The sequence below is a fragment of the Streptomyces bottropensis ATCC 25435 genome (assembly GCF_000383595.1).
Classification (GTDB): domain Bacteria; phylum Actinomycetota; class Actinomycetes; order Streptomycetales; family Streptomycetaceae; genus Streptomyces; species Streptomyces bottropensis.
In genome coordinates this window covers 2,512,073-2,537,541 of sequence record NZ_KB911581.1, presented here as the reverse complement: position 1 = coordinate 2,537,541, position 25,469 = coordinate 2,512,073, and the positions used below count along the sequence as shown (strand labels likewise).

General features: G+C 73.0%; 24 protein-coding genes. 7 read left to right on the top strand and 17 right to left on the bottom strand.

Annotated features, from left to right (window positions below):
* Positions 1–81 precede the first annotated feature (81 nt).
* Complete coding sequence (locus STRBO_RS0111175; protein ID WP_028796588.1) at positions 82–1,335, top strand: M14 family zinc carboxypeptidase; 1,254 nt, start codon at positions 82–84, stop codon at positions 1,333–1,335.
* A gap of 4 nt (positions 1,336–1,339) precedes the next feature.
* On the opposite strand, the gene STRBO_RS0111170 is transcribed toward STRBO_RS0111175, so the two are convergent.
* The 3 genes from STRBO_RS0111170 to STRBO_RS0111160 form a co-directional block, all read right to left on the bottom strand.
* Positions 1,340–1,747, bottom strand: a complete 408-nt coding sequence (locus tag STRBO_RS0111170) for an SSI family serine proteinase inhibitor (protein ID WP_005481981.1) — start codon at positions 1,745–1,747, stop codon at positions 1,340–1,342.
* A complete protein-coding gene (locus STRBO_RS0111165) occupies positions 1,744–3,066 on the bottom strand; it encodes a M14 family zinc carboxypeptidase (RefSeq protein WP_381213701.1) in 1,323 nt (440 codons plus the stop codon). The genes STRBO_RS0111170 and STRBO_RS0111165 overlap by 4 nt, the downstream gene beginning before the upstream one ends.
* A gap of 195 nt (positions 3,067–3,261) precedes the next feature.
* Positions 3,262–3,813, bottom strand: a complete 552-nt coding sequence (locus tag STRBO_RS0111160) for an FHA domain-containing protein (RefSeq protein WP_005481978.1) — start codon at positions 3,811–3,813, stop codon at positions 3,262–3,264.
* 241 nt (positions 3,814–4,054) lie between these two features.
* Between STRBO_RS0111160 and treZ the strand changes: the two genes are divergently transcribed.
* Positions 4,055–5,800 (top strand): malto-oligosyltrehalose trehalohydrolase, encoded by a 1,746-nt coding sequence (gene treZ / locus STRBO_RS0111155; protein WP_020114201.1) that lies wholly within the window; start codon positions 4,055–4,057, stop codon positions 5,798–5,800.
* A 37-nt stretch (positions 5,801–5,837) separates the two neighbouring features.
* Here the strand turns inward: treZ and STRBO_RS0111150 are convergent, their stop codons facing one another.
* The 7 genes from STRBO_RS0111150 to STRBO_RS0111120 form a co-directional block, all read right to left on the bottom strand.
* Positions 5,838–6,776, bottom strand: coding sequence for an aminoglycoside phosphotransferase family protein (locus STRBO_RS0111150; protein ID WP_005481974.1), 939 nt, complete (start codon positions 6,774–6,776; stop codon positions 5,838–5,840).
* Between the two features lie 48 nt (positions 6,777–6,824).
* Complete coding sequence (locus STRBO_RS0111145) at positions 6,825–7,946, bottom strand: aminopeptidase P family protein (protein WP_005481973.1); 1,122 nt, start codon at positions 7,944–7,946, stop codon at positions 6,825–6,827.
* A gap of 167 nt (positions 7,947–8,113) precedes the next feature.
* Positions 8,114–8,731, bottom strand: coding sequence for a PDZ domain-containing protein (locus STRBO_RS0111140; protein WP_005481972.1), 618 nt, complete (start codon positions 8,729–8,731; stop codon positions 8,114–8,116).
* A gap of 298 nt (positions 8,732–9,029) precedes the next feature.
* A complete protein-coding gene (cyc2, locus tag STRBO_RS0111135; RefSeq protein WP_005481971.1) occupies positions 9,030–11,237 on the bottom strand; it encodes a germacradienol/geosmin synthase Cyc2 in 2,208 nt (735 codons plus the stop codon).
* Positions 11,238–11,369: 132 nt separating this feature from the next.
* Positions 11,370–12,530, bottom strand: coding sequence for a damage-control phosphatase ARMT1 family protein (locus tag STRBO_RS0111130; RefSeq protein WP_005481970.1), 1,161 nt, complete (start codon positions 12,528–12,530; stop codon positions 11,370–11,372).
* Positions 12,523–13,122 (bottom strand): hypothetical protein, encoded by a 600-nt coding sequence (locus STRBO_RS0111125; protein ID WP_005481969.1) that lies wholly within the window; start codon positions 13,120–13,122, stop codon positions 12,523–12,525. Before STRBO_RS0111125 ends, STRBO_RS0111130 begins: the two co-directional genes overlap by 8 nt.
* 130 nt (positions 13,123–13,252) lie before the next feature.
* Positions 13,253–15,064: a S8 family peptidase gene (locus tag STRBO_RS0111120; RefSeq protein WP_005481968.1), complete on the bottom strand. Its 1,812-nt coding sequence runs from the start codon at positions 15,062–15,064 to the stop codon at positions 13,253–13,255.
* A 403-nt stretch (positions 15,065–15,467) separates the two neighbouring features.
* On the opposite strand from STRBO_RS0111120, the gene STRBO_RS0111115 reads away from it, so the two are divergent.
* The gene (locus STRBO_RS0111115; RefSeq protein WP_020114198.1) at positions 15,468–16,463 is read left to right on the top strand and encodes a lytic polysaccharide monooxygenase auxiliary activity family 9 protein; all 996 of its coding nucleotides are present in this window, start codon (positions 15,468–15,470) and stop codon (positions 16,461–16,463) included.
* Between the two features lie 96 nt (positions 16,464–16,559).
* On the opposite strand, the gene STRBO_RS0111110 is transcribed toward STRBO_RS0111115, so the two are convergent.
* Positions 16,560–17,213, bottom strand: a complete 654-nt coding sequence (locus tag STRBO_RS0111110) for a hypothetical protein (protein ID WP_005481966.1) — start codon at positions 17,211–17,213, stop codon at positions 16,560–16,562.
* A 743-nt stretch (positions 17,214–17,956) separates the two neighbouring features.
* Here STRBO_RS0111110 and STRBO_RS0111105 point away from each other — a divergent pair.
* Both STRBO_RS0111105 and STRBO_RS0111100 read left to right on the top strand, forming a co-directional pair.
* Positions 17,957–18,619 carry a DUF6230 family protein gene (locus STRBO_RS0111105; RefSeq protein ID WP_012999858.1) on the top strand — a complete coding sequence of 221 codons (663 nt, stop codon included), beginning with the start codon at positions 17,957–17,959 and terminating at the stop codon, positions 18,617–18,619.
* On the top strand, positions 18,616–19,023 hold the full coding sequence (locus tag STRBO_RS0111100) for a DUF6114 domain-containing protein (RefSeq protein WP_334660138.1): 408 nt from the start codon (positions 18,616–18,618) through the stop codon (positions 19,021–19,023). The genes STRBO_RS0111105 and STRBO_RS0111100 overlap by 4 nt, the downstream gene beginning before the upstream one ends.
* Before the next feature lie 98 nt (positions 19,024–19,121).
* On the opposite strand, the gene STRBO_RS0111095 is transcribed toward STRBO_RS0111100, so the two are convergent.
* Positions 19,122–19,535 carry a hypothetical protein gene (locus STRBO_RS0111095; protein WP_020114197.1) on the bottom strand — a complete coding sequence of 138 codons (414 nt, stop codon included), beginning with the start codon at positions 19,533–19,535 and terminating at the stop codon, positions 19,122–19,124.
* Between the two features lie 198 nt (positions 19,536–19,733).
* Between STRBO_RS0111095 and STRBO_RS0111090 the strand changes: the two genes are divergently transcribed.
* Both STRBO_RS0111090 and STRBO_RS45380 read left to right on the top strand, forming a co-directional pair.
* Entirely contained in the window at positions 19,734–20,981 is a 1,248-nt protein-coding gene (locus STRBO_RS0111090; RefSeq protein WP_005481957.1) for a cytochrome P450 family protein, read from the top strand.
* A gap of 26 nt (positions 20,982–21,007) precedes the next feature.
* Positions 21,008–21,139 (top strand): hypothetical protein, encoded by a 132-nt coding sequence (locus tag STRBO_RS45380; protein ID WP_005481955.1) that lies wholly within the window; start codon positions 21,008–21,010, stop codon positions 21,137–21,139.
* Between the two features lie 122 nt (positions 21,140–21,261).
* On the opposite strand, the gene STRBO_RS0111080 is transcribed toward STRBO_RS45380, so the two are convergent.
* The 5 genes from STRBO_RS0111080 to STRBO_RS0111060 are packed head-to-tail and all read right to left on the bottom strand — an operon-like array spanning position 21,262 to position 25,318.
* Positions 21,262–22,554 carry a cytochrome P450 gene (locus STRBO_RS0111080; RefSeq protein ID WP_005481954.1) on the bottom strand — a complete coding sequence of 431 codons (1,293 nt, stop codon included), beginning with the start codon at positions 22,552–22,554 and terminating at the stop codon, positions 21,262–21,264.
* Positions 22,555–22,604: 50 nt separating this feature from the next.
* Entirely contained in the window at positions 22,605–23,213 is a 609-nt protein-coding gene (locus tag STRBO_RS0111075) for a GTP-binding protein (RefSeq protein WP_005481952.1), read from the bottom strand.
* Positions 23,191–23,547: a DUF742 domain-containing protein gene (locus STRBO_RS0111070; protein WP_020665525.1), complete on the bottom strand. Its 357-nt coding sequence runs from the start codon at positions 23,545–23,547 to the stop codon at positions 23,191–23,193. The genes STRBO_RS0111075 and STRBO_RS0111070 overlap by 23 nt, the downstream gene beginning before the upstream one ends.
* Entirely contained in the window at positions 23,544–23,957 is a 414-nt protein-coding gene (locus STRBO_RS0111065; protein ID WP_005481949.1) for a roadblock/LC7 domain-containing protein, read from the bottom strand. The genes STRBO_RS0111070 and STRBO_RS0111065 overlap by 4 nt, the downstream gene beginning before the upstream one ends.
* Positions 23,954–25,318 carry an ATP-binding protein gene (locus STRBO_RS0111060; RefSeq protein WP_005481948.1) on the bottom strand — a complete coding sequence of 455 codons (1,365 nt, stop codon included), beginning with the start codon at positions 25,316–25,318 and terminating at the stop codon, positions 23,954–23,956. Before STRBO_RS0111060 ends, STRBO_RS0111065 begins: the two co-directional genes overlap by 4 nt.
* Between the last annotated feature and the right edge of the window lie 151 nt (positions 25,319–25,469).

Here is a 25,469-nt window from a genome sequence, read left to right as displayed (position 1 = left end):
CCATAAAGGCGGACACTGGGCATATTCCCCACCCGGCCGTGCCGGGTGTGCGGATGCTGATGCCAGGTGGACTGGACGGGGGTGGGTCTGCTGTCGGAGCTCGGTTATCCCACGGTGGCTGAACTGGAGGCCGCGGCACGGACTCTGACGGTGCGCCGGCCGGGACTGTGCGCGCTGCGGCGGATCGGTGTGTCCCGCGCGGGCCGGCCGCTGCGGCTGCTGTCCGTGGGCCATGCGAGACGCGCGGTCCTGGTCGTCGCGGGCGCCCACGCGAACGAGCCGACCGGCGGCTCCACGGTGCTCGCGCTGGCCGAACGGGTCCTGCGGGAGCGGGAGTTACGGGCCGGTGTCTCCTGGCACTTCGTGCTGTGCGCCGACCCGGACGGGGCGAGTCTGCACACGACCCCGGCGCCGCGCACCCTGTTCGACTATCACCTGGGGTTCTTCCGGCCGGCCGGTCCCGAGCAGCCGGAGTGGTCGCCGTCGGTACTGCCGCCCGACCGGCTGCCGCCCGAGACGCACGCCCTGCTCGGTGTGCTGGACGAGCTGCGGCCCTACCTCCAGGTGACCCTGCACGGCACCGATCTCGGCGGCAGCTGGGTGCAGTTGACGAAGGACGTGCCGGGGCTGGCCGAGCCGTTCGCCAAGTCGGCGGCCGAGCTGGGGATACCGGTGGAGAGGGGCGCCTCGGACGCCGCGGGCTGGCCGGTGTCCGGCCCGGGGGTGTTCGTGATGCCCCGGCCCGGCGGGCACGCCGCCTACCCGAGCATGCCGGACGACGCCCGGCACAGCACCTGGTACCACGCCCACCGGTACGGCGGCCTGACGGCGGTCGTCGAGGTGCCGATGTGGGCGAGCGACCTGGTGGACGACATCGCCCCGCACCCGGCCCCGGCGGCGGCGCTGCGCCATCTGGCGCGGCGGCTCCTCGCGGACGCGGGCCAGGTGGAGCGGGTGCTCGCTCAGGCGCTGCCCGGGCTGCCGGGCCCCGAGGGGCCGCTGCTGCGGGCCGCCCGGTGGGCGCTGGCCCTGGTGCCGGGGCTGGCCCGGGACTGGACCGACGGGCCGGTGCCGGACCTGTCGACGGCGTACGTGGGCAGTGTGGACGCCTTCGGGCGCCGGCTGCCGCTGCGGGCCGCGGCGATGCTGCGGCGCGTCCTGGTGGAAGCCGAGGCACCGGGGGCGCCCCTCCTCGAAGGGCTCGTCGCCGAGTGGTGCGAGTCCTTCGCCGACCGGTTCCGCGCCCGGCCGGTGCCGCTGGCCGACCAGGTCGAGCATCAGGTGCGCACGGTGCTGGCGGCCGCGTCCTGTGCGCTGGGGACCACGGGGACCTGAGGGGTCAGTCCGACAGGGCGAACACCGCTCCCGTACGGGCCGCCATCACGCACGCGTTGGCGAAGGTCCGTTCGTAGGCGACCTGTCGGCCGTTCCACTGGCCCTCGGCGGTGGCGCGGACGGGGGCGTACATCTGGGTGCAGAGGGTGGGCCGGTGGGGGATGCGGGCGATGTCGCCGCCGGAGCGGCGGAGGTCCGCGCAGGCCTCGGTGGCGCGGCCGTGGCCCTGCGGCGGGTCGCACAGGAGCAGGGCGCCCCGGGTGTCGGAGGAGCGGGCGTCGCCGCGGGTGAGGGAGACGTAGAGCCAGTCGCCCTGGACGGCGGTCGCCCGGCCGGGGGCCGAGGCGGCGACGCTGAGGAGGGCGAGGGCGGCGAGCAGGCCGGCGCGTACCGCGCGGGTGGGGTTCGTCATTCCCGGTGCATCGGCACGGCGGGCTCGGAACTCCATCCCGGCTCACCCGAACGGGAGCCGTCCGGACGCCCGGACGCCAGGTCGAACGCGGCGAGGACCACACGGGTCTGGTACTCCGCCTGGCGGGCGACGGGGATCCAGCGCGCCCGGTAGCCGTCGCGGTAGTCGGCGCACCACTCCTCGACGAGCCGGTCCAGCTCGGGCAGCGCGCCTGCCGGGTCGCGTCCGGCGCGGGTCACCAGCTGGTGCAGCAGCCCGGCGGTGCGCAGGGCGACCCGGCGGCCGGAGATGGCGAGGGTGGTGAGCCGGGCGGTGTCGAGCGGGGGCAGCGGCCGGGCGTCGGCGTCGTGGACGTCGGGGTCCCAGGAGTCGGCGAGGCCCGGCCCGACCAGGAGGTAGTCGTCGACCGGGGCGAGGAACCGGGCGGCGTCCGGGCCGCCGCCCACCGAGGTGCGCACGCGGCCGAGGATGCCCTCCAGGAGCCGGGTGTCGCGGCGCAGCGCGCGGCTGACACGGCGCAGCACGGCGTCGGCGTCGGGCGACGGGGAGCCGTCCTCGACGGCGGTCACGCCCCACATGGGTGCCTCGACCACGGCGGTGACCGTGCCGTAGCGGTGCGGGTGGTACCAGGTGGACTCGACGGCGGCCTCGGTGATGGCGGCGGCCAGGTCGCCGCGGCGCGGGGGCGGGATGCGGTAGACGGCGGGGCCGAGGCGGGGCCAGTACAGGGTGTCGTACGGGCTCAGCTCGCGCGGGATGCCGAGGCGGGCGGCGGCGCACGCGACGCGCCGGTCGAGGCCCGGCAGGTCGCGGGTCAGCTCGACGAAGCCGCCGCCGACGTCGACGCCGTGCAGGGAGCACTGGAAGAAGGGCCGCAGTTCGTCCTGGAGGTCGAGCAGGGCGCGGGTCTCGGGCATGACGGCGCCGGCGGCACCGTCGGGCAGCCATTCGGGCTGTTCCAGGAAGCCGGGGCGGAAGAAGTGCCGGAAGTGGTGGCCGAGGGTGTACGGGCCGGACAGCCAGCCCTCGTTGCGGCGGGAGCCGTCGGGGTCGAGGCTCAGCAGCAGGTTCCAGGTGGTGTCGGCGCCCTCGCTCAACCGGGGGTCGGCCAGCACCCGTTCGGCGAGCCGGAGGACGGTGGCCCCGCCCACCGGCTCGTTGGCGTGCGGGCCGGCGACGACGAGGGTGTGGCGGCCGCCCCGTCCGACGGACAGCAGCCACATCGGGGTGCCCGCCCGTGAGGTGCCCACGCGGCGCAGTCGGGCGCGGTGCGGATGCCGGTCGACGAGGGTTGCCGCGCGGGCGGACAACTCGTCCACGGTCGGATAGCGGAGGAGTGGCGGCAGGGCACACACCTCCACGAATGTGGTGCCGTCGGTTCACCTGGTGTGCATGGTGTACACACAGTCAGTCATGGCCGAGAACGCACGTCAACACCCTGGAAGGGAAGGGAAGTCGACAAACTCGCTGCGTAAATCCCAGGCCAGAGCTTTACCGTGGGATCGGTCGGAAGGTCATTCCGAGGAGAGGCGGAAGTTCATGCGGCCGAAACTGACCTGATCGCCGTCACGCACGACGGCCGCGCCGATCACCCGACGGCCGTTGACGGTCGTGCCGTTGGTGGAGCCGAGGTCGCGCAGGATCCACAGGCCGCCCTGGCGGCTCAGCTCGGCGTGCACCCGGGAGACCGTCTCGTGGCTGAGCCGAAGGCCGCTGCCGGGGTCGCGGCCGATGCGCAGGGCGTGCTCGCTCCCGGGGTGCGGCAGCTGGAGCTTGGGGAGCCGCTCGGCCTGCCAGGCCCGGCGCAGCTTCACACCGAAGCCGGAGACCGCACCGACGGTGCCGAGCACCAGTCGGGACCAGCGCTTCTCGACGGGCAGATCGGCGACGAGCACGGCGAGTTCGTCGGAGCGACGGGCGGTGAGCGCCAGCTCCATCCGCCGGATGAAGGTGTCGTGCGACAGACGGCCCAGTGCGACGCCGTCACGGAGCGCCCTCAGCGCGCGGTCGCGCTCGGCGTCCGACAGTCGCGCGGGGTACGTGTGGAACTCGAAGGACGACGTCACGCGTGTGATTGTCGGTCAGGGGGACCTGGGGTGTCCAGACAAGCCGTAAACGGTGACCATCCCCGGACACATGCCTGACCGGTGGTGCGACTCACGGGGCGAAAGCGGCGATCCGACCGCGCGGAGATCCCGTTTGGCGCACGATGGAGGCGAGCGGTTCCGGCACGTGTCCCTACGGCCCGGAGCGGCTCGGCCCCTGACTACCCAGAAGGACCACCGGCAGCCGAGGGAGAAGCGTTCCGTGCAGTTCGAGGTGTGGGCACCGCAGGCCGACCGTTCGACGCTCCACCGCGAGGGCGTGACACACGCGATGGAGCGCGATCCCGAGCGGCCGGGGTGGTGGACGGTCGAGGCGGAGGGATCGGACGGCACGCGCTACGGCTTCGCCCTCGACGACGGCCCGGTCCTGCCCGATCCACGCTCGCGCCGGCAGCCCGACGGCCCCGACGGCCCGAGCGCGGTCGTCGACCACGGGCGGTACGCGTGGCGCGCCGCGTGGTCCGGGCGCGGGCTGGCGGGCGCGGTGCTGTACGAGCTGCACATCGGCACCTACACCCCCGAGGGCACCCTGGACGCGGCCGCCGGGCGCCTCGCGCATCTGGTCGAACTGGGCGTCACACACGTGGAGTTGATGCCGCTGTGCCCGTTCCCGGGGACGCACGGCTGGGGTTACGAGGGCGTCTCGCTGTGGGCCGTGCACGAGCCGTACGGCGGTCCCGAGGCGCTGAAGCGGTTCGTGGACGCGGCGCACGAGCTGGGGCTCGGGGTCGTGCTCGACGTCGTGCACAACCATCTGGGCCCCTCCGGCAACTACCTGCCCGTCTTCGGCCCGTACTTCACCGAGCGGCACCACACGCCCTGGGGCGCGGCGGTCAACCTGGACGCGCCCGGTTCGGACGAGGTGCGGGCGTACTTCCTGGAGAGCGCGCTCGCCTGGCTGCGCGACTACCGCCTCGACGGACTGCGGCTGGACGCGGTGCACGCGCTCAAGGACACCCGTGCCCTGCACTTCCTGGAGGAGCTGTCGACGGCCGTCGACGCGCTCGCCGAGCAGGTGGACCGCCCGCTGTTCCTGATCGCCGAGTCGGACCTGAACGACCCGCGCCTGGTCACCCCGCGCGCGCAGGGCGGGCTCGGGCTGCACGCCCAGTGGAACGACGACTTCCACCACACCCTGCACACCACCCTGACCGGTGAGGCGCAGGGCTACTACGAGGACTTCGCGCGGGCGGGCCTGGCAGGTCTGGCGAAGACCCTGACGGGCGGCTACTTCCACGACGGCTCGTACTCCTCCTTCCGGGAGCGCCGCCACGGCCGCCCCCTGGACCGCATGAGCCTGTCCGCGCACCGGCTGCTGGGCTACACCCAGACCCACGACCAGATCGGCAACCGGGCCCAGGGGGACCGCCTGGCCGCGACCCTCTCCTCCGGCCTGCTGGCCTGCGCGGCCGCGCTCGTCCTCGCGGGACCCTTCACCCCCATGCTCTTCATGGGCGAGGAGTGGGCGGCCTCCACTCCCTGGCAGTTCTTCACGGACCACACCGACCCGGAACTCGCGGAGGCGGTACGGCGGGGGCGGCGCCGGGAGTTCGCGGCGCACGGATGGGCCGAGGAGGACGTTCCCGACCCCCAGGACCCGGCGACCCGCGACCGCTCCTGCCTCGACTGGTCCGAGCCGGCGCGCGAGCCGCACGCCCGGATGCTGGCCTGGTACCGCACCCTCGTCACCCTCCGCCGCACCTTCCCCGACCTGTCCGACCCCGACCTCTCCGACGTCAAGGTCGCCTACGACGAGGAGGCCCGGTGGTTCGGCTTCCGGCGCGGTGACGTACGCGTGGCACTGAATCTGGGCAAGGAGACCGCCGCGATTCCGGTCGGCGTCCCGCACGCCCGGGTCCTGGCGTCCTGGGACCCGGTGTCGGCGCCGGGCGCGGACGGGATGCTGACCCTGGGCGGGGAGTCGTGCGTGGTGCTGACGGTGGCGTGAGCGCGGCACCCGGCGCCAGGACGAGGGCCCGGTCCCGTCAGTCCTCGCCCCGCAGATCCGTCACCCTCTCCAGCAGGATCGCCTCCCAGGTCCGGCGCAGACGGTGGCGGAGGACCGGGAGGGGAGCCCGGCCCCGTCCGCGCAGGCCCTCCGCGAGGGCGATGACCGTGTCGCAGCGGGCCAGCCAGAGACCACGCAGACAGGGCCGGGCACCGTACCCGGCGAGGGTGGCCGCGCGGACGGCGGCCGGAGAACCCACGGCCGTGGCGAGCCCTGCGATGTCCTCGGCGGGGTCGCCGACGGCCGTGTCGGTCCAGCCGAGGACCCCACGGACCCGGCCGTCCGCGCTCACCACGAGGTGGTCGCCCGTCAGCCCGTGGTGGACCAGCACCGCCCCCGGCGCCGTCAGCTGCGCGGCGCTCCCCGAGGTCAGCTGCCCGAGCCGCCCCGCGTCGAACTCGTCCGCGTCGGCGAGGACCCGCGCCGCCCGCCCCGCCGCCGTGCGCAGTGTCTCCAGCGAGCGCGGGGCGTGCCGCGGCACCCCGAGCGCCTCGGCCTGCCGCGGCGGCACCTCGCGCAGCCCCGTGAGGAGCGCCGCCAGATCGGCCTCGCCCACCGCGGAGACGTCGTGGTCCTCGGCCGTGCCGCCCGGCAGTCTGGTGTCGAGCGTGTAGGTGAGCGCGCCGGACCACTCCCCGTGCGCGACGCTCACCGGGACGGCCACGCCGATGTGCGGACGTACCAGGTCCCGCAGCCGCAGCTCGCGCTTCTGCCGTACGACGGCGTGCCGGTCGGTCGTCAGGCGCAGCACATGGCGGGTGCCGACCCACCAGGTGCGGTGCGTGTCGTCGCCGGCGACGGGCCGTACGTCGGGTCCGTCGGCGCGCTCGCCGCCGCCCCGGCCCGCCCCGTTCCGCAGCAGGGAACGGACCAGCAGGCGGACGCTGTCCGCGGTGGGTGTCGGTGCCTGGGTCATGGTCGCGCCGTCGTCCGGGGGCTCAGAGCAGCGAGGGTACGCGCTCGGTCACTCGACCACCGCCATCTCGCGCGCGGTGTTGTTGAGGCGTCGGCCGCCGTCCTCGGTGACCGTCACGATGTCCTCGATCCGGACCCCGAACCGGCCCGGCAGATAGACACCGGGTTCGACCGAGAAGCACATGCCGGGCACGAGGGGGCGCTCCTCCCCCTCGACCATGTACGGCGGTTCATGGGTGGTGACGCCGATGCCGTGCCCGGTGCGGTGGACGAAGCGGTCGCCGTACCCGGCGTCGGTGATGACGGCGCGGGCGGCCCGGTCGACGTCCTGGCAGGCCGCCCCGGGCCGTACCGCGCGGAACCCGGCCTCCTGGGCGGCCCGTACGAGGTCGTGCACCTCGCGCTCCTCGGCGGACGGTTCGCCGACGTGGACGGTCCGGGAGGTGTCGGAGCCGTAGCCGTCCTTGAGGCCGCCGAAGTCGAGGACGACCATGTCGCCGTCGCGGATGACGCGGTCGCCGGCCTCGTGGTGCGGGTTGGCGCCGTTCGGGCCCGAGGCGACGATGGTGAAGTCGACCTGGGAGTGCCCGGACCGGCGCAGCAGCCCGGCGAGGTCGGCCGCGACCTCGGCCTCCCGGCGCCCGGCGAAGGGCACCTGCCGGATCTCCTCGTACGCCCGGTCCGCGGCCTCGCCCGCCGCCGCCATCCGCCGCAGCTCTGCCGCGTCCTTCACGGCCCGCAGCATCGGCAGGCTCTCGGTGAGCGCCGTGTACGTCGTCCCGGGCAGCCGCCGTCGCAGACCGAGCAGGTGCAGGGCCCAGGTGTTGTCGCTGACGCCGAAGCGGCCGCGCGGGCCGAGGACGGAGTGGGCCGCCTCGTAGGGGTCCTTGCCGTCGGTCCAGTCGCGGAGCGTGAGCGCGGGGCCGCCGGGTGCCCCGGCGGCGTCCGGGGCCTCCAGGGTGGGCACCACCAGCACCGGGTCCTCGCCGTCGCGCAGCACCAGCATCGTCAGCCGCTCGGTCTCCGGCGGCCGGTGCCCGGTCAGCCACACCAGGTCCGGGCCGGGCGCGATCAGCAGCCCGTCGAGCCCGGCGTCCGCGGCGGCCCGTGCCGCGCGCCGCATGCGGGCCCGGTAGTCGTCGACGGTGAAGGGCGGGGGCGGGCCGGTCATGCTTGCCTCCGTCTGCTCGGGGCTCCCTGGACCTACGGGCAGCATCCTGCCCCTCCGCCGCCGCGCACGCGAGCCGATTGCTTCATGGCGTCGGCTGTCGTGGGGCCCCGGCCTCGCCCCTCCGGCGCGATCCGGCCCGCGGACCCCGGTCCGGCGACGCGCCACGGTCAGGTGCTCACTCCCGGTACGGCCACCAGGTACTGCCGGGTGCCGTTGGCGTGGCGTACGGCGAGCCTGAGCGCCGTACCGGGGCGGGCGGCGGCGATCGCCCGCGCGAGGTCGGCCGCCGTGCCGGTGCGGGTGCCGCCCAGCGCCAGCACGACATCGCCGCGGACCAGGCCCGCGCTGTAGCCGGCGCCGGGCACATGGACCCCGGCCACGAGCGCCCCTCGGCCGGGGGCGTCCGCGGGGGCGTCGACGACGTCGACACCGAGGGTGGGGCGCACGGCCGCCATGGGGCTCGCGGGCGGCGAACTCCTCTGCCCGGGGGCCGAGGACAGAAGTCCCGGCCGGGCCCGGCCGCCGTCGGGCCGGGCGGTGGCCTCCGACGCGTCCGCCCGCGGTTCCGCGAGTCGGCTCATGCCGATCACGGTGGCGCCCATCGTGCCGAGCCCCACGCCCGACAGGACGAGGGCCACACAGACGACCAGGGCGAACAGCAGGGTGATCAGTCGCTGCCGGGCGCGGCGGGGTGCGGCGTGCGGGCGCCGGGCGGTGCCGGACGGGCGGTCCTCACCGGACTCCCGGCCCGGCATGGGTTTGGGTCTCAACGCGGTCTGTTCCATGGTGTCGCCACCTCCGGCCGGACACCTACCCGGGCCGTCCCGGCCCGACGAGCCCCGAAAGAGTGAGACTGACACCCCGTCATATCGGTCTGTGCCGGAAACCGTGCCGCGTAGCGGCACACCGGTGGAGAAGGCCGGCGGCAACGCGCCTCCAGCCGGAGCCCGGTCGGCGACGGCAGTCGGCCGCACCCGGTCCTGCGGGCGTTCGCCCGGGCCGCGGTCGCGCACGCGACCCGGGCGGCGGCGCCCCACCCGGCCTGACCCCGGGGCGGCTCGGTCCGGCCGGGAGCGGCGCGGCTCAGCCGGTGAGCGCCGGCGCGAAGGACAGGACCGGGGGACGGTCCGGGACGAAGCCGTGGGCCCGGCGGGCCAGGAACTCCGGCTTGTAACGGTCCACCGAGCGGTGCCAGTTGAGGATGCCGGACAGCCAGTTCTGCAGGTCGGTCACATAGCCGCCCATGATGTCGCGCGCCTCTTCTGTCAGCCCGAAGTCGTCGTAGACGACGGGGAGTTCATGGGCCACGACGTGTTGGAACTGCTGCATGCGCTGGGTCATCAGGTCGTGGATCACACCGAGCGCGGTCGGGTAGTCGCAGCCGAAGAAGTTCTGCACGACGAGGATCGCGTTGTGGACCTCGCCCTCGTACTCGATCTCCTTCTGGTAGGAGAAGACGTCGTTGACGAGGCAGGCGTAGTCGATCGCCGCGTTCTCCAGTGAGCGGACGGGGCCGCTGCGATAGACCGCCTCCGGGATCTGTGGGCCGTGGCCCATCCGGCACATGCTGAGGGTGAGGTCGGAGCCGAAGGTGGCGCGGCGCATCTCCAGATAGTCGACCGGGTCGGGGACGCGGTGCTGGATCTGGTTGAACACCTCCCACACCCAGCTCTCCGTCATCTTGTCGACGGATGCCTTCAGACCGCGCCGCTGGTCCGGGGTCATCCCCGCCGTCGTCCGCGCCCAGAGGTCGATCAGGCCCCGTTCCATGCCGTTCACCGGGAGGGGGACCGGCTCGCCCTCGACGGGCATGCAGTCGGAGAGCCGGGCCGTGGTCAGCCGGGCGGCGGCGAGGTCGCGGCGGTGGCCGAAGACCAGGGGGTAGTAGTCGTCGCCGTAGGTGCCCCAGGCGAGCCACTGGGAGCTGAGGTCGAGTTGCTCGGGGGTGGCGTCCGGGTCGAGGCCGGCCGAGCAGAGGGGCAGGTCGGCGGCGGCGAGCCGCTCCTCGTCCCAGACGCCCTCGCCGAGGATGCCCGTCGCGTGCGCCCAGGCGGTGAGGCGGGGGCGGGCGCCGTCCAGGTGCGGGGAGAGCTCCACCTGGAAGGGCATGAAGAAGTCCGGCAGTCGCGACGGTCCGACCTTCTGGTACGGCTGATGCGTGTGCGCCCGCAGCCGTTCCGCGGCGGCGGTCGCGAGCAGTGCCCCCACGTCGGCGGCGGACGTGCCGAACCCGGCCCGGGCGACCAGGGCGGGGCCGGACAGGACCGTGCCGCCGAGGTCGAGCGGGCCGCGCGAGGCGGCGGCCCCCTCGTTCATGTAGCGGCTGGAGCGCATGTGCCACTCGTGACCACCGGACTGCCAGTCCTGAAGGCCCTTCGTGTACGCCGCGACGGCGGCGGTCTCGGCCGGGGTGAGGCCCTTCTCCAGGGCGATTCCGGGGACTTCGGTGAGCGCGGTGTTCTCGAACTGGTGCAGCCGGGAGGTGAGGATGTCGTTGACCGTCTCGGCGGCCTGCTGGGTGCCGCAGCCGAAGAAGGTCTCCAGGACGAGCACGCCGTTGCTGTTCTCGCCCTCCTCCTCGACCTCACGCTGGTACGAGAACAGGTCGTTGCGCAGATGGACGGCGTCGGAGAAGGTCTCCATCAGGACCCTCAGGGGCCTGGACTCCGCGACGCAGGCCGGGACTTCGCAGGTCGCGTACTCGACCAGCCCGGCCGACCAGGGCGCGCCGCCGACCTTGCGGCGCATCTCGATGTACTCGACCGGGTTGGCGATCCGGCCCTCGTTGATGTTGGACAGCTCCCACATCGACTCGTTGAGCAGGTGTTCGGTCGCCACGGCGAAGCGGCGGCGCCAGTCCATCGACATCGCCGGCACCGTACGGGCCCAGAGGTCGGCGAGGCCCGCCTCCACCGGGTTCCGCGGCTCGGGCACGGGGGTGGAGAGGTCCAGCGGCATGAAGAGGGGGAGCCGGTCGAGGTGGGCCTTGCCGCCCGCACGGTCCTGGGAACGCTTGAAGAGTTCCAGGAAGTGGTCGTCGAAGAAGAAGACCCACACGTACCAGTCGGTGATGAGCGAGAGCGCCGGGGCGTCGCAGTCGGGATGGGTGTACGCGCACAGCAGGCCGTAGTCGTGCGCGTCCAGGTCCGCCTGGTCCCACACACCGGAGCCCTCCAGCATGCCCATCTCCCGCGCCCACCGGGAGGAATGAGCACGGGCCTCTTCGAGGTGGGGGTTCAGCCGCGCGGGATACGGCATGTAGAAGTGCGGAAGTACGAACGGCTGCGTCATGGCCGGGCCCTACCCGTGGCCCGCGGCGGGCATCCGGACAGGGGCACATGATCACACCATCGCGTGAATCTGGACGTGAGTCCGAGCGCGCCGCACACCGCCGGACCACGCGGGGCGGGAGCCGCGCCGCCGTCAGGACCGGACCTGGATCAGCGCTCTCGTCCCGCTCGTGCGCCAGCGCCGGCCCTCGGCGGTCACGAGGGCCGTTTCCGTTTCGGGGGTCAGGCCGGTGATGACGTCGGACTTGAGGGTGCGCAGGGCGGCCACCGGGGCGGGGAAGTAGGCGGTGGCCTCGGTGAAGGGGGTGGTGGGAGGCCAGAGGCGGTCGCCCACCAGGCGGCGGTAGTTGAGGTCGCCCTTCATCAGGGTGAGGTCGGCGCGGGCGAAGTCGTCGTGGAGGTCGGGCGGCATGTCCGCGTAGGGCAGGGGTGCGCAGGAGAAGGGGTGGGTGCGCAGGGTCAGGCGGCCCTCGGTGAGGGCGGTGCGCAGGCGGTGCCCCGCGTCGGTCTTCGCCGCGACCAGGTGGTGCACCGCGTCGAGGGTGTCGGCGGTGGTGGCGTCCGAGACGAAGTACGGGTACGGCTTGAGGTGCAGGACGGCACGGGCGAAGTGACCGTGGGTGAGGAGATGGTCGACGAGAAGGAGGTCGGGGATCAGTTCCCGGCCGGCGTTGTCGGCGACCAGGCAGAGGGTGCGCCCGGCAGAGGTTCCGGTCCCGTCCGTCAGCAGGGAGAGCAGCGGCTCGGTGTCGTCCGCCACCAGGGGGGACGCGGCGGAGGCCTCGCCGTCCCGCTCGGTCTGGAGGCGGAAGCCCAGGTCCGCGCGGTTGCCCCAGAGGGAGCCGTGGAGGAGCGCCTTGAGCTGGTCCGGGAGGGGCCGGCTCGACAGGGGGCCGAGGGCGGTGAGTTCGGCGGCCGCTTCGGGGGTGTCCAGTTCGGCGAGCTTGAAGGGGCGGAACGGGTCGACGCCCTGCCAGGGGCCGGGGCCGAAGTAACCGACCGCGCGCAGGAGTTGGCGGTAGAAGCAGCTCTCGGCGACGAGGAAGGGGAGGGTGAACCAGGAGCGGCCGGCGTGGCGGCGTACGTTCCAGGTGTCCCACCAGTCGTCGTCCGCCGGTGGTTCGACGGTGCCGTGGAGGGTGTTGTGCAGCAACTCGTCGAGGGCCTGGCGCTGTTCGGGGCCGTAGGGCGTGGCGTCCCGGACCTTGCGCAGGAGGGCGGGGTGCCGTTCGGCGAGGACGCTGTGCGGGAAGGAGGCCGGGTCGTCGCTGTGGACGACGGGGGCGTCAGGCATGGCCGTGGGTGCCCCTCGGGTCGGCGGGGGTTCGGGGCGGGAGTTCCACCTCGGTCAGTCGCGCGTCCATGTGCTGCTGGAAGCCGGCCTCGGTCCACACGTACTTCTGGAACTGGTCCGCCGTCAGGGGGCCGGGCCACGGGCTGCCGCCGGGGTAGAAGACCGAGTCGCAGGAGGCGCAGTGGTGGGCGGGCCGCCACAGGGCTTCGGCGCGGGGTCCGCCCGCCGTGACGGTGGCGCGTTCGCGGGACTCGCCGCGGATCACCCAGAGGGTGCCGGCGAAGAGGAGGACGGCGAGGACCGAGCCGCCGACCGTGTAGAGGGGTTTGTCGTTCTGTACACCGCTGTAGGCGAGGCCCGCGCCGATGCCGGCGAGGACCATGCCCTCCAGGAAGTGCGTGAAGCTGTCGAACCTGGAATGCGCCCCCGGGGACTTCGCGAGCCGGTCGGACAGACCGGAGCGCCGGGAGTCGGGATCGGCGCAGGCGTCGGGGACCGTGCGCACCGACGGCCCCGCAGCCCCGCAGCGGGGGCACATCACCGGGGCCGGGACGTGGGCGGACACCTCGGGCTTCTCTGTCGGCATACGCATACGCTAACGCCCGCCGTACAGGAGCCGGCGGCCGGCCGATGCCCGCTCGCATCGGTCGGCCGCCGGCAGTGGGGGGTGGCGGTCCTGCGGTCCGGCCGTCCGGCCGGGGGTTCGGCCCGGGGGCCGAGGATCAGAAGGTCAGCTTCCAGTTGTTGAGGCGGCCCGTGTCCGCGTCCGCGACGTCCTGGACGCGCAGCTTCCAGGTGCCGTTGGCGACCTCGCTGGAGGCGTTCACCGAGTAGGTGGTGACCAGGTTGTCGGCGGAGTCGGAGCTGGAGGCCTTGAGGGGGTAGGTCGAGCCGTCGGGGGCCACCAGGGTCAGGACCAGGTCACCGCGGTAGGTGTGGGTGATGTCCACGCCGACCTGGAGCGTCGAGGGCGCGTTGCCGGTGCGGCCGGTGACGGCGATCGAGGACTCGATCGCGGCGCCGTTGTCCGGGATGGAGACGGCCGTGGTGTTGGTGAAGGTGGTGCCCCCCGTGGATCCTCCACCGGTCACCGCCTGCACCGTCTTGGCCGCGTCGGCCAGGCCCGCGCCGCAGCCGCCCGAGCAAGCGCCCGGCAGAGCACGCGAGTTGGTCTTGATCGCGGACTCGATCTGGGCCGGGGTCAGCGCGGAGTTCGCCGACTTCACCAGCGCGGCGAGGCCCGCGATGTGCGGGGCGGCCATGCTGGTGCCCTGGTAGTAGTCGTACGACTCCGTGCCCGGGCCGGCGGTGCCGGCGTTCAGCGTGGACAGGATGCCGCCCGACTCGGTCGTACGGGTCTCGCCGCCGGGGGCCGCGATGTCGACGACCGAGCCGAAGTTGGAGTAGTACGAGCGGGCGCCGGCGCGGTTGGTGGCCGCCACCGAGATCACGTTGTTGCAGCTGGCCGGCGAGTAGTTGGCCGCGTTGGCGTTGCTGTTGCCCGCCGCGACGACGACCGTGGTGCCGCGGTTCACGGCGGCGGTGATCGCGCTCTGGGTCGCGGAGGTGCAGGCGCCGCCGCCACCGAGGCTCATGTTGATGACCTTGGCGACGTTGGTGTTGGCGGGCACGCCGGAGACGGTGCCGCCGGACGCCCAGGTGATGGCGTCGATGATGTCGGAGTCGTAGCCGCCGCACTTGCCGAGGACCCGCAGCGGGGAGACCTTGGCGCCGTAGGCGATACCGGCGACACCCTTGTTGTTGTTGGTGACGGCGGCGATGGTGCCGGCCACGTGCGTGCCGTGCCAGGAGGAGGTGCTGGCCGGTTCACCGGCGGCGCACTCGTTGGCCGCGGTCCAGTCGCCCGGGTCGGCCGGGTTGCTGTCACGGCCGTTGCCGTCGTTGGCGACCGCGGTGTCGGCGATGAAGTCGTAGCCGCCGACGATGTTCGCGGCGACGTCCGAGTGGGCGACGTAACCGGTGTCGATGACGGCGACCGTCACACCGGTGCCGGTGACCTTGTCCCAGGCGCCGGGCACGTTCATGCCGGCGGTGGCCTCGTAGAGGTCCCACTGCTTGCTGTACTCGGTGTCGTTCGGGGTGGCCAGCGCCTTGTTCAGGCGGTCCGGAGCGACATAGGCGACCTGCGGGTCGGCCTGGTACTCGGCGATGACGTCGGCGACGTCCGCCTTGGTGACGTCCTCGCCCAGGTCGACCAGGGCCGCGCCGCTGCCGAGCCGGCGCTGGAAGTCGAGGCTCTCGCCGGCCTCCTTGCCCTTGGCCGCGGCGTCGGCGTCGGCGGCCTTGTTCGACGTGGCCTCGGCGGCGCCGGACTTGTACCCGACGATCAGACGCTCTGCGGTGGTACCGGGCGCGGCCTCGGTGGCACCGGCGACGGCGGGCGCGGCGTCCGCCTCGGCGGAGGGGGTCTGGGCGACGGCGACCGAAGAGGTCATACCGGCCACCAGGGCGACGGAGACCGCGGCGGCGGATATGAGCTTCCGGCCGGCGGTACGGGTGGTGGAGGAACGCAAGGGCTTCGCCTTTCGTGGCCTGCTCATGTCAGGGGAGGAGCGGCAGTGAAGCGCTTCTTCATCGAAGCGGCGGGGGGTCCAGAAAGGGGCGGCGCTGAAGACCGGCCGAGCGCGAGCCGTCCACCAGGGGTTACCTATGGTTCGGCTGTGCGATGACATTAGGCAAGGCGCAGGTCATGGGGATACGGGGAAAACCCTCGACCCCTCGGGAACTCCCCTATGCCAGGGGGGAGTCGGGCCCCGATGTGGCGCTTCGCCGGGTTTGCCGAGGCACGGCCGACGCGCGGCACCTGGCCGGATCCGACCGGTCGAACACGGCTGCCGTGTTGAACGCGGCACCCCCGGGTCCCGTACGACACCGTGGACCGTCAGCCCTCGACCCCCCATGGATCGGACGTATCGGATGCACCGCTTGTCCGCCCGCCGCAGCACCGGTCGCCGCCGCGTCGCGGTCCCGAAGGCGGCCGCCGTCGTCGCGGCCCCGCTGCTCCTCACCGCGGGCGCCGTCACCCCGGCCTGGGCGCACGGCGCGCCGACGGATCCGGTGAGCCGGGTCTCGGCGTGCTCGCCCGAGGGCGGCGGCCAGGGCTCGGCGGCGTGCGGGGCGGCGGTCGCCGCGAACGGCGCCCCCTTCACCGCGTGGGACAACCTGCGCGTCGCCGGGGTGAACGGACGGGACCGGGAGGTCGTCCCGGACGGGCAACTGTGCAGCGGAGGGCTCGCGGCCTACAAGGGGCTCGACCTGGCCCGCGCCGACTGGCCCTCGACCCGCCTCTCCCCCGGCAGCACGCTGAACCTGACGTACCGGTCGACGATTCCGCACACCGGCACCTTCAAGCTGTTCCTGACCGAACCGGGGTACGACCCCACGAAGCCGCTGGCCTGGTCCGATCTGCCCGGGAAACCGTTCGCCTCGGTCACGGACCCGCCGCTGCGGGACGGCTCGTACCGGTTCTCGGCGAAGCTGCCGGCGGACCGGTCCGGGCACCATGTGCTGTACACGATCTGGCAGAACACGAGCACGGTCGACACCTACTACTCGTGCTCGGACGTGGTGTTCCCGGCGGCGAAGCGGGCCGACTCCGGTACTGGCGGGGCGAGTTCGCCGAAGTCGCCCGACGAGCGCGAGGAGCGTGAGGAGGCCGGGGCCGAGAAGCCGGCCGCCGGGACGTCGGAGCCCGACACGACGGCACCGAGCGAGAGCACGCAGGCGCCGCCGCCCCCGGACACGGGCGCCGACGCGCAGGCGGCCGATCCCGGAACTCCCGTCGCCTCCACGACGGACGGGAGCGGCACCTCCGTGCCGCTGGTGGCGGGCGGCGCCACGGCGTTGGTACTCGCCGTGGGCACCGCCCTGTTCCTCCGCGGACGCAGGCGCCGCTCCCGTATCGCCGACTGACCGGGTGGACAGTCGCGCTGCCGACCGGGCGCCGGAGCGCATCGGCCGAGTCGGTTACCGGCCGCCGGACCGGTAACCGACGTCCAGTGGGTCGGGTCAGTTCGTGAAGACCGTCGCGTTGCCCTGGTCGGCGTCCGTGACGGGCGCGTACTTCGCCGTGAAGTAACCGGTGGCGAAGCACAGGGACGAGCCGGACGTCTTCGTGAACGGCTGGGCGGTGAAGTTGATGCTGTTGTCGTCGTTGCTGGAGGTGCCGGTGATGCTGGGGGCCTGGTAGACGCAGTTGATGGTGCCGAGCAGGGTGCGCAGCACGACCGTGGTCTGCAGGACCGAGCCGGCCGCCGGGCTGACCGTGACGACGCCGTCCGAGGTCACGGCCGTGGTGTACGGCAGGTTGTTGACCGTGACGCTGTTGACGCCGGTGACACCGAAGACGTTGCTGGTGCAGCTGCCGAAGGTGTGGGCGTCGACCCGCTCGGTGGCGGTGCCGGGCGCGGCCGGGTTGTCGGTGACCGTGGCGGTGAAGGTCGACGCGGCACAGCTGACGCCGCTCGTGCCCGTCGCGCTGGAGTAGAACTTGCCCGTCGTGCCGGCCGCCAGCGAGGCGTTGAGGACGTCGCCGACCGCGACGGCGTCACCGGCGAGGCCGCCGGTGGTGAGCACGGTGTCGGCGGCGGAGGCGGGGCTGACGGCGGACACCATCAGGGCGGCGGTGCCGGCGGCGAGGGCAAGGAGGGATCGCGTACGCATGGGGGTGCCTCTTCTCATGAAGTGAGGCCGCGGGTGACGGCTCTCGCGAGGTGCGGGTGACAGCCCTCAGGAAGGGGGCTGGACAGGGGACGCGGGATGACACCGTTCGCGCGGGGGTGGCGCGGCGATGCCGCACGACGCCGTACGGTCGCCGCCGATCCGTGACACGCCTTCTCCGTACGTGACGGATCGACAGCGACAGCGACAGCCGGGGTCCGGACACGGCCCAGTGGAGGGAAGGCGACCGTGCCCGGCACCACGGCGAGGGGTGGTGCTGCGTCGGGCCGCGCAGCGCGTTCAGGTGGTACCACTCACTCCCCGCCTGCGACGGGGAGTTCGGGACGGTGGCATGCGCTGCGCGTCGGATCCGGCGCCACGGATCCGTGGGGAAACCCCGATGAGTTGTAGACCTGATGAAGAGTCAACGTCAAGGGATCGTAGGCAAGTTGCTCACCCATGACCGCTACGGGGTCGGCCGGGATTCGCGGCGCGTGATGGTAAAACCAAAGGTGAGAGATGTTCATGTTTCACAGGGGCGGCACAACCAACATCCTTTTGCCACAAGCGCCTTGACCCCTGAATGTAACCACCGGTAACTTCCCGAATGGCTACTGCGGCGTAGCAAGTAAGCCCTTGCACCTACGGGAGGTGCTCCGGGGCGTCGCGCCGCAACCGCTGTCCGCGCCAGGACAACGTGCCGTCGAAGCCCCACCTGCAATGACATGGAAGTCCAGGGAGCACACATGGCCTCGTCCTCGGACGCCACGGCGTCCACCAACGAAAGACCCGAGGGTCCCGAAGCGTCCGGAAGACGCGGGCGGGTACGCCTGAAGCGCGCCGCCGTGATGGCGGTGCCGGCCACGGCGGTCGCCGCGGGTCTGATGATCCTCACCGCGCAGGGCGCTCTGGGTGTCCAGTTCGCCATCTCCGGTATGCCGTTCGTGGTCACCGCGGACAAGCTGGAGGGCCAGGGCTTCGCCCAGTTCGGTGCCCTCGACCACATGATCGAGAACAGCCCGAACGAGGGTGACACCGGCGGTCAGGTGCTGGTCGTGACCTCGGTCGTGAAGAACGGCAAGCTGACCAACCTGTGCCAGAGCGTCGACCTCGGCGGCATCCAGCTGGTCCTCACGGCTGGCAACAAGGGCACGCCGGTGAGCGTGAAGAACCTGGCGATCGACTCCGACGACATCTCGGGCGACGCCTCGTTCAACAACATCGAGATCGGCCGCGACTCCAGCACGTTCGACAAGGTCGACCAGCAGGGTCCTCCCGGTGTCTACGGCCAGCAGGCCGACTCGGTCACCATCAACAACCTGTACCAGCACAACTACGCCGCCACCGCGGCCGTCTTCAAGCTTCCCGACCTGCACATGAACTTCACGAGCGGGGGCTGCCCGAAGTGAGCCGATACCGGGAGTGGAGGGGGAACCGGCCGTTCGCCGGTGGTGTGTTGCTGGCACTGGGCGGCACCGAGATCCTGCTGACCATGAAGGCACCGCTGCCGGTCATCCTGAAGATCGGAATGCAGGGTCTGGCGGGCTACCTCCTGCCCTCGCTGATGATCGTGTGCGGGTTGCTGATCCTCTTCAACCCCACTCAGCGGCTGTTCTACTCCATCCTCGGGATCATGCTCTCCCTGGGCACCTGGCTCACGTCCAACATCGGCGGCTTCATGGTGGGCCTGCTGATGGGCGCCGTGGGCAGCACGCTGGCCTTCGGCTGGCTGCCGGATCAGGAACCCCGGCAGAAGCGGTCGGCCAGGCGGGCGGCACATCAGAGCGAGAAGCACGCCGTGGAACTCGGCTAGTTCCGGCGGTTCGGCGTGTACGGCGTACACGGCGTGCACGGACCCTTCGCGCCGGTGCGTGCCTGTCCGTGATCGTTCGCGCGGTTCCCCGCGTCCCCTCAGGCGGGGCGCGGGGTTCTGTTGTTCCGGGGGGTCGTGACGATCGCCTCCGTCAGGGCCGCGCGCAGGCGTTCGGCGTCCGTCCAGTAGCTCTCGTGGGAGAGCGGGACGCGCCAGTAGAGGCCGGGGCCCGAGGTGCGGCGCAGGGGCGGGACCGCCACATGGCTGCCGCGGTCGAGGACCTGTACGCCGGGCAGGAGCCAGCCGGCCGCGTCGCCCGGCGGGACCAGCCAGTACATGATGCCGCCGTAGCCGTCCTCGATGACGGCGCCCGTCCCGTCCCCGAGGGACCGCAGAGCGAGGGCGCCGAGAGCGCCCGGCACCCGTACGGCGGTCCACCAGCGACCGGCCGGCACGGTGCGAACTTCGCGGCTGTAGGAGCACATCCAGCGCGGGGCCCTGCTGACAGTCATGGCACTCACCGGCTTTTCATGGGGGTGCGCCCGATCCTAGGAGCCGGTCCGGACCCCGACTTGCGGGTACGCGCAGGGAAGTTGCCCTTGTACGCAGCCCGCGGTGCCGGATCTCGCCGGGCCCCGCCACCGCGCCGTAGCGTGACCGGGCTCGTACGTTGCGCTGTTGGACTCCTTTCGACCGCAGGAGGACCCCCCATGGGCCACCCCAGCCCCCTGGTGATCGACCCGACCGGCCGTGACATCCACGGTGAGGCCGCCCGGATCCGCGAACGGGGCCCGGCGACCCGGGTCGTGCTTCCGGGGCCGCACGATGTCGAGGCCTGGGCGGTGAGCAGCCCCGACCTGCTCAAGCGGCTGCTCACCGACCCCCGCGTGTCGAAGGACGCGCGTCAGCACTGGCCGAGGCTGGCCTCCGGCGAGATCACCCCGGAGTGGCCGCTGTTCACCTGGGTCGCCGTGCAGAACATGTTCACCGCGTACGGCGGCGACCACAGACGGCTGCGGATCCTGGTCTCCAAGGCGCTCACGGCGCGCCGGACGGCCGCGCTGCGCCCGCGCGTCGAGGAGATCACCGAGGAACTGCTCGCCCGTGTCGAGGAGGGCTTCCGGCGCGGCGGGACGGTCGATCTGCGGGAGGAGTTCTGCTACCCGCTGCCGATCCAGGTGATCAGCGAGCTGTTCGGCCTGCCGGAGGAAAGGGGGCTGGTGCTCAGGGAGTTGGTGGACAAGCTGTTCGACACCTCCGCCGAGCCGGGTGAGATGACCGCCGCGTACGAGCGCATGTACGGCGTGCTGGGCGAGCTCGTCACCGCCAAGCGCCGGTCGCCGGGCGACGACCTCACCAGCGGGCTGATCGCCGCCCGCGACGAGGACGACGGCCGGCTCAGCGAGCAGGAACTCCTCGACACCCTGGTGCTGGTGGTCAGTGCCGGGCACGAGACCACGGTCAACCTCCTCGACCGGGCCGTGCACTCCCTGCTGGCCCACCCCGAGCAGCTCGCCCACGTCCGGGAGGGCCGCGCCACCTGGGACGACGTGATCGAGGAGACGCTCCGGGTGGAGGCACCGGTGGCCAGCCTGCCCCTGCGCTACGCCGTGGAGGACCTCGACCTCGCCGAGTTCGGGGGTCCCGCGGGGGTGGTGATCGCCAAGGGCGAACCGATCCTGGCCGCCTACGCGGCCGCCGGACGCGACCCCGAGCGCCACGGGAAGGACGCCGACGTCTTCGACGTCACCCGCGCCGACAAGGAGCACCTCGCCTTCGGCCACGGCGTCCACCACTGCCTGGGCGCTCCGCTCGGCCGTCTGGAGGCCCGCATCGCACTCCCGGCCCTCTTCGCACGCTTCCCTTCCCTCGAACTGGGAGCGGCGGACGAGGAGTTGGGCCACGTGGAGTCCTTCATCTCCAACGGCCACCGCCGGCTGCCGGTCCGCCGGGGCTGACAGGCGGACGACGGTGACGGACGCCGGTGGTGCGCCGGACGGCGTTGGCGAGTGTCCTCCACCCCGTCGGCCTCGACGGCGGGTACGCCGGCGTGCGCGACCACGGGGTGTCCGGCGAGGTCGGCGCCGTGGTGACCGCCGGACGCCCGGTCGTGTAGCGCCTCCTCGTACGGGCGAGCGGGCCCGTGCGGACGATGTCGCCGTACGACAGGCCCGGTGCCGTACGGCCGGACGGTCCGGCTGACCGTCCGGCCGGGAGCCGGCGAGCGTTGACCTTCGCCTACTCCCCGCGCCACCAGGACAGCAGTCGGGTCCAGCCGCTCGGTGGGTGGGTGGGAGCCGGGGGCCGGGGGGCGGGGGCGTTCGGGTCCGGCGCGGGGCGAGTGGGGGGAGGAGCGGCGGTGGTGAGTACCGGTGTGGGCGGGAAGGTCACCGGGAGCGCGGACAGGGCGCGGTGGAAGGGGCCCGGGCGCCACTCCAACTCATCTGCGGGTACGGCGAGTTCGACGTCCGGCAGGCGGTCGAGGAGCTTTTCGACCGCCACCGAGGCGATCAGCCGGGCCTCGCTCCGGGCGGGGCAGTTGTGCGGGCCCGCGCTCCACGCCAGGTGGGCCCGGTTGCCCTTCCGCCGGTCGTTGCCCAGGGCCGGGTCGGTGTTGGCGGCGGCCAGGGAGACGACGAGCGGGTCTCCGGCCCTCAGCAGCGCGCCCTCGTGGAGCACGTCCCGCTTCGGGTAGTGCACGGCGTAGTTGGCCATCGGCGGGTCGGTCCACAGCACCTCGTCGAGCGCGTCGTCGACGGGGAGGCTGCCACCGGACAGGTCACCGGCGAAGCGGTCGTCGGACAGCAGCAGACGCAGGGCGTTGGCGATGAGGTTCTGCTGGGGTTCGGTGCCCGCGCCCATGAGGACGACGAGGGTGTGGATCATCTCCTCGTCCGTGAGCCGCGCCGGATGCAGCGTGAGCCACGAGGTCACGTCCGGTCCCGGCCGCTTCCGCTTCAGCGTGACCAGCTCCAGGAGCGTGGCGGTGAGCAGCGCGTCGGCCCGCTCGGCGTCCACCCCGTCGAAGATCGCGGACATGCCCTCGACCAGCTTGACCCCCAGCTCGGCCGGGCAGCCGAAGAGGTGGTTGAAGACGAGCAGGGGCAGGACCTGGGCGTACTCGCCGAGGAGGTCGGCGCCGCCGGTGGGCGCGAGCCGGTCGATGAGGGTGTCGGCGCTGCGCTCGACGTAACCGCGCAGGGTGTGGGGCTCGACCCGGGCGAGGCTGTCGGTGATGGCGCCGCGCAGCCGCCGGTGCTCCTCGCCGTCGGAGAACAGGGCGTTGGGCCGGTACATCATCATCGGGACGACGGGGCTGTCCGCGGGGACCGTGCCGTCGGCGAGGTCGTTCCAGCGGCGCGCGTCCTTGGCGAACGTCTCCGTGCCGCGCAGCACGTGCAGCGCGGCGTCGTAGGAGGTGACGAGGGTGGCCCGGACACCGGGGGCCAGTTCGACGGGTGCGGTGGGTCCGTGGGCGCGCGCCCGCCGGTAGAACGCGGCCGGGTCGGCGGCGAACTCCGGCCCGTACATGGGCTGGTGGGCGGGGCAGCCCGGGGGCGGCCCGGACGGCGGTGCGGAAGTCACGCGGGCTCCGGTTCGGTCTCGGTGTCGCGGCTGAGCAGGTACTCGACGAGGGCGATCAGGGCCCGGGTGGAGGAGTCCGGGTCACGGGCGTCGCAGCGCACCAGCGGGGTCTCGTCGAGCAGGTCGAGCGCCTCACGCACCTCGTCCAGCCCGTGCACGGGAGCGCCGTCGAAGTCGTTGACGGCGACGGCGTACGGCAGCCCCAGGTCCTCCAGGACGCCCATCACCTCGAAGGAGTGGGACAGCCGCCGGGTGTCGGCGAGGACGAGCGCGCCGAGCGCGCCGCGGGTCATGTCCTGCCAGAGCCTGGTGAAGCGCTGCTGGCCGGGCGCGCCGAACAGGTACAGCACGAGGGAGTCGTCGAGCGTGAGCCGGCCGAAGTCCATGGCGACCGTGGTGGTGCTCTTGTCACGGGTGCCGGCCAGGTCGTCGATCAGGGCGCCCGCCTCGGTCAGGACCTCCTCGGTGCGCAGCGGCCGGATCTCGGAGAGCGTGCCGACGAACGTGGACTTGCCGACCGCGAAGTGACCGACGACGAGCAGTTTGGCCGCCGTCCGCACCGTCGGCCGCAGATGGACGTGGTCAGAGGCGGGCGCGGAGCCCATCGAGGACCTCCTGGAGGATGCCGGCGTCGGACGGCCGGGCGGCCGGGACCGGGGCGCGGGTGACGAGGTGGCCGCTGTCCATGAGGTCGGCGACCAGCACCTTGGTCACGCTGACCGGGAGGGACAGCAGGCCGGCGACCTCGGCGAGGGAGAGCGCGCCGGGGCGGCACAGCTCCGCCACCCGGCGCTTCTCCGGGGTGAGACCGGCGAGCGGCAGGTCGCCGGTGGCGATCAGCAGGGTGACCAGGTCGAGGGTGTTGCGGGTCGGATGGGAGCGGCCGCCGGTGACGACGTACGACCGCACCAGACGTCCCGCGGGCCGGCGGGGCGTCATGCCCTGCTGCCCGTGTCCAGCCTCGCCGGGCTGGACAGCTGCCTGCCGAGCCGGTCGACGAGCTTGTGCATGCGGTACGTCACCGACTCCATGTCGACCTCGTCGCCGGTGGACACCGCGAGGTAGGCGCCCTCGCCGGCCGCGACCAGGAAGACGTAGCCGTGCCCGAACTCGATCAGGGTCTGCCGCCAGGGACTCTCCGACGGGCCGCAGAACTCGGCGGTGCTGCGGCTGATCGACTGCAGCCCGGAGAGCCCGGCCGCGAGCCGCTCGGCGTCGTCGCGGCCGATGTCGGCGGAATGGGCGCGGAGCATGCCGTCGGCGGAGAGCAGGATGGCGTGGCGGGCCTCGGGGACCTTCAGCACGTCGTCGAGCATCCAGCCCAGCTCGTTGGTCGTGGGCTCGATCATGCGCGGGGGGTCCCTTCGTTCTCGTGGGGGGTGGGCCGCCCGGTGTCCGCGGCGGGGTCGGGGGCGTACTCGTCCTCGTCGAGGATGCGTCCCGCCGCCCGGCCGAAGCGGGTGCCGCGGGCGAAGGCGCCCATGACGCGGGCGTTCTCCTCGGGTGAGCGGCCGGGGATCTCCTCGGCCGTCGCGTGCTCCGGCAGCGGTTCGGGGGCGGCCGTGCGCCGGGGGGTGCGCCGGCGCCGTCTGGGCAGTCCGCCCTCGGTGGTGTCCGCGGGGGCGGTCTCGGGGGCGTGGGCGGAGCGGGTCGCGCGGGGGGCGGGCTCGGTCCCGGATGTCAGGCCGACCGGCGGCTCCGGGGCGGCGGGCTCCGGGTGGGTGAGCAGCGCGGTCGGCAGGAACGCCACGGCACGGACGCCGCCGTACGGTGAGCGGGTGTCCACGGAGACGGTGAACCCGTAGCGCCGGGCGAGCATCCCGATGACGGCGAAGCCGAACTGGGGCGGGTCGCCGAGGCGCGTGACGTCCACCTCGCCGTGTCCGTCGAGCAGCTCGGTGGCGCGTCGTACGGCCTGGGCGTCCATGCCGACGCCCGCGTCGTCGATGACGACGCACGCGCCGTTGTGCACGTGCTGGACGTCGACCTCGACCCTGGTGTCGGGCCGGGAGTGCCGAGCGGCGTTGTCGAGCAGTTCGGCGACGGCGAGGACGACCGGTTCGACGGCGCGGCTCTCCACGGCGATGTCGGCCTGGCCGTGGACGCGCACGCGCCGGTAGTCACGGATGCGGGAGGTGGCGCCGCGGACGACCTCGACGAGCGGGGAGGTGGCGCGCTGCCGTCCCGGCCAGGAACCGCAGAGTACGGCGATGGCCTGGGCGCGGCGGGCGAACTGGGCGTTGGTGTGGTCGACTTCGAGGAGGTCGCGCAGCACGTCGGGGTCGTCGTGCCGGTCCTGCATCTCGGAGATGGAGACCTGCTGTTCGTTGGCGAGGGCCTGGATCGAGCGCATGGAGGCCTTCAGGGCGGCCTTGGCGGACTGGTCGGCACGGGTCCGCGCGTGCTCGACGGCCCCCGAGAAGCGGGTCAGCACCTCGTCGAGGCTCTGGCCGAACTCCGTCTCGGCGAGCCGCCCGTCGAGCGGTCCCACGGCCGGGCCGGGCCGGCCGGAGTGGTCGGCGAGGGCCGGCAGACGGACCGTGAGGAGATGACGCAGCTCCTCCTGGCGGACCCGCACGTCGTCGGCCAGGACGGCGTTCCTCCGGCGCTGCCGCCGGGTGATGCCCCGCTGGCGCAGCAGGAGCACGGCGGTGGTGAGGAGAGCGGCTGCGAGCGCCCAGGTCACCGCCTGCGGTATCGGTTCGGTCATGAAGTACGAGTCCTTACGTCCTCAAGTCCCTGGCGTCGGCGAGTGCGGGACGCCGGAGGGGAGTTGACGGAGCGCCCGACGCTAGCGGCGGGGCCGCGCGAGTACTTTCCGTGACGCGCAGGGAAGTTGTCACAGGGCGCACGAGGGACGC

What these genes read in the sequence shown, in the direction of transcription:
- STRBO_RS0111170 (WP_005481981.1), bottom strand. Translation starts at nt 1,747, where the DNA reads ATGACGAACCCCACCCGCGCGGTACGCGCCGGCCTGCTCGCCGCCCTC.
- STRBO_RS0111150 (WP_005481974.1), bottom strand. Translation starts at nt 6,776, where the DNA reads ATGACCCAGGCACCGACACCCACCGCGGACAGCGTCCGCCTGCTGGTC.
- STRBO_RS0111145 (WP_005481973.1), bottom strand. Translation starts at nt 7,946, where the DNA reads ATGACCGGCCCGCCCCCGCCCTTCACCGTCGACGACTACCGGGCCCGC.
- STRBO_RS0111140 (WP_005481972.1), bottom strand. Translation starts at nt 8,731, where the DNA reads ATGGAACAGACCGCGTTGAGACCCAAACCCATGCCGGGCCGGGAGTCC.
- cyc2 (WP_005481971.1), bottom strand. Translation starts at nt 11,237, where the DNA reads ATGACGCAGCCGTTCGTACTTCCGCACTTCTACATGCCGTATCCCGCG.
- STRBO_RS0111130 (WP_005481970.1), bottom strand. Translation starts at nt 12,530, where the DNA reads ATGCCTGACGCCCCCGTCGTCCACAGCGACGACCCGGCCTCCTTCCCG.
- STRBO_RS0111125 (WP_005481969.1), bottom strand. Translation starts at nt 13,122, where the DNA reads ATGCGTATGCCGACAGAGAAGCCCGAGGTGTCCGCCCACGTCCCGGCC.
- STRBO_RS0111115 (WP_020114198.1), top strand. Translation starts at nt 15,468, where the DNA reads ATGCACCGCTTGTCCGCCCGCCGCAGCACCGGTCGCCGCCGCGTCGCG.
- STRBO_RS0111110 (WP_005481966.1), bottom strand. Translation starts at nt 17,213, where the DNA reads ATGCGTACGCGATCCCTCCTTGCCCTCGCCGCCGGCACCGCCGCCCTG.
- STRBO_RS0111105 (WP_012999858.1), top strand. Translation starts at nt 17,957, where the DNA reads ATGGCCTCGTCCTCGGACGCCACGGCGTCCACCAACGAAAGACCCGAG.
- STRBO_RS0111095 (WP_020114197.1), bottom strand. Translation starts at nt 19,535, where the DNA reads ATGACTGTCAGCAGGGCCCCGCGCTGGATGTGCTCCTACAGCCGCGAA.
- STRBO_RS0111090 (WP_005481957.1), top strand. Translation starts at nt 19,734, where the DNA reads ATGGGCCACCCCAGCCCCCTGGTGATCGACCCGACCGGCCGTGACATC.
- STRBO_RS0111080 (WP_005481954.1), bottom strand. Translation starts at nt 22,554, where the DNA reads ATGTACGGGCCGGAGTTCGCCGCCGACCCGGCCGCGTTCTACCGGCGG.
- STRBO_RS0111075 (WP_005481952.1), bottom strand. Translation starts at nt 23,213, where the DNA reads ATGGGCTCCGCGCCCGCCTCTGACCACGTCCATCTGCGGCCGACGGTG.
- STRBO_RS0111070 (WP_020665525.1), bottom strand. Translation starts at nt 23,547, where the DNA reads ATGACGCCCCGCCGGCCCGCGGGACGTCTGGTGCGGTCGTACGTCGTC.
- STRBO_RS0111065 (WP_005481949.1), bottom strand. Translation starts at nt 23,957, where the DNA reads ATGATCGAGCCCACGACCAACGAGCTGGGCTGGATGCTCGACGACGTG.
- STRBO_RS0111060 (WP_005481948.1), bottom strand. Translation starts at nt 25,318, where the DNA reads ATGACCGAACCGATACCGCAGGCGGTGACCTGGGCGCTCGCAGCCGCT.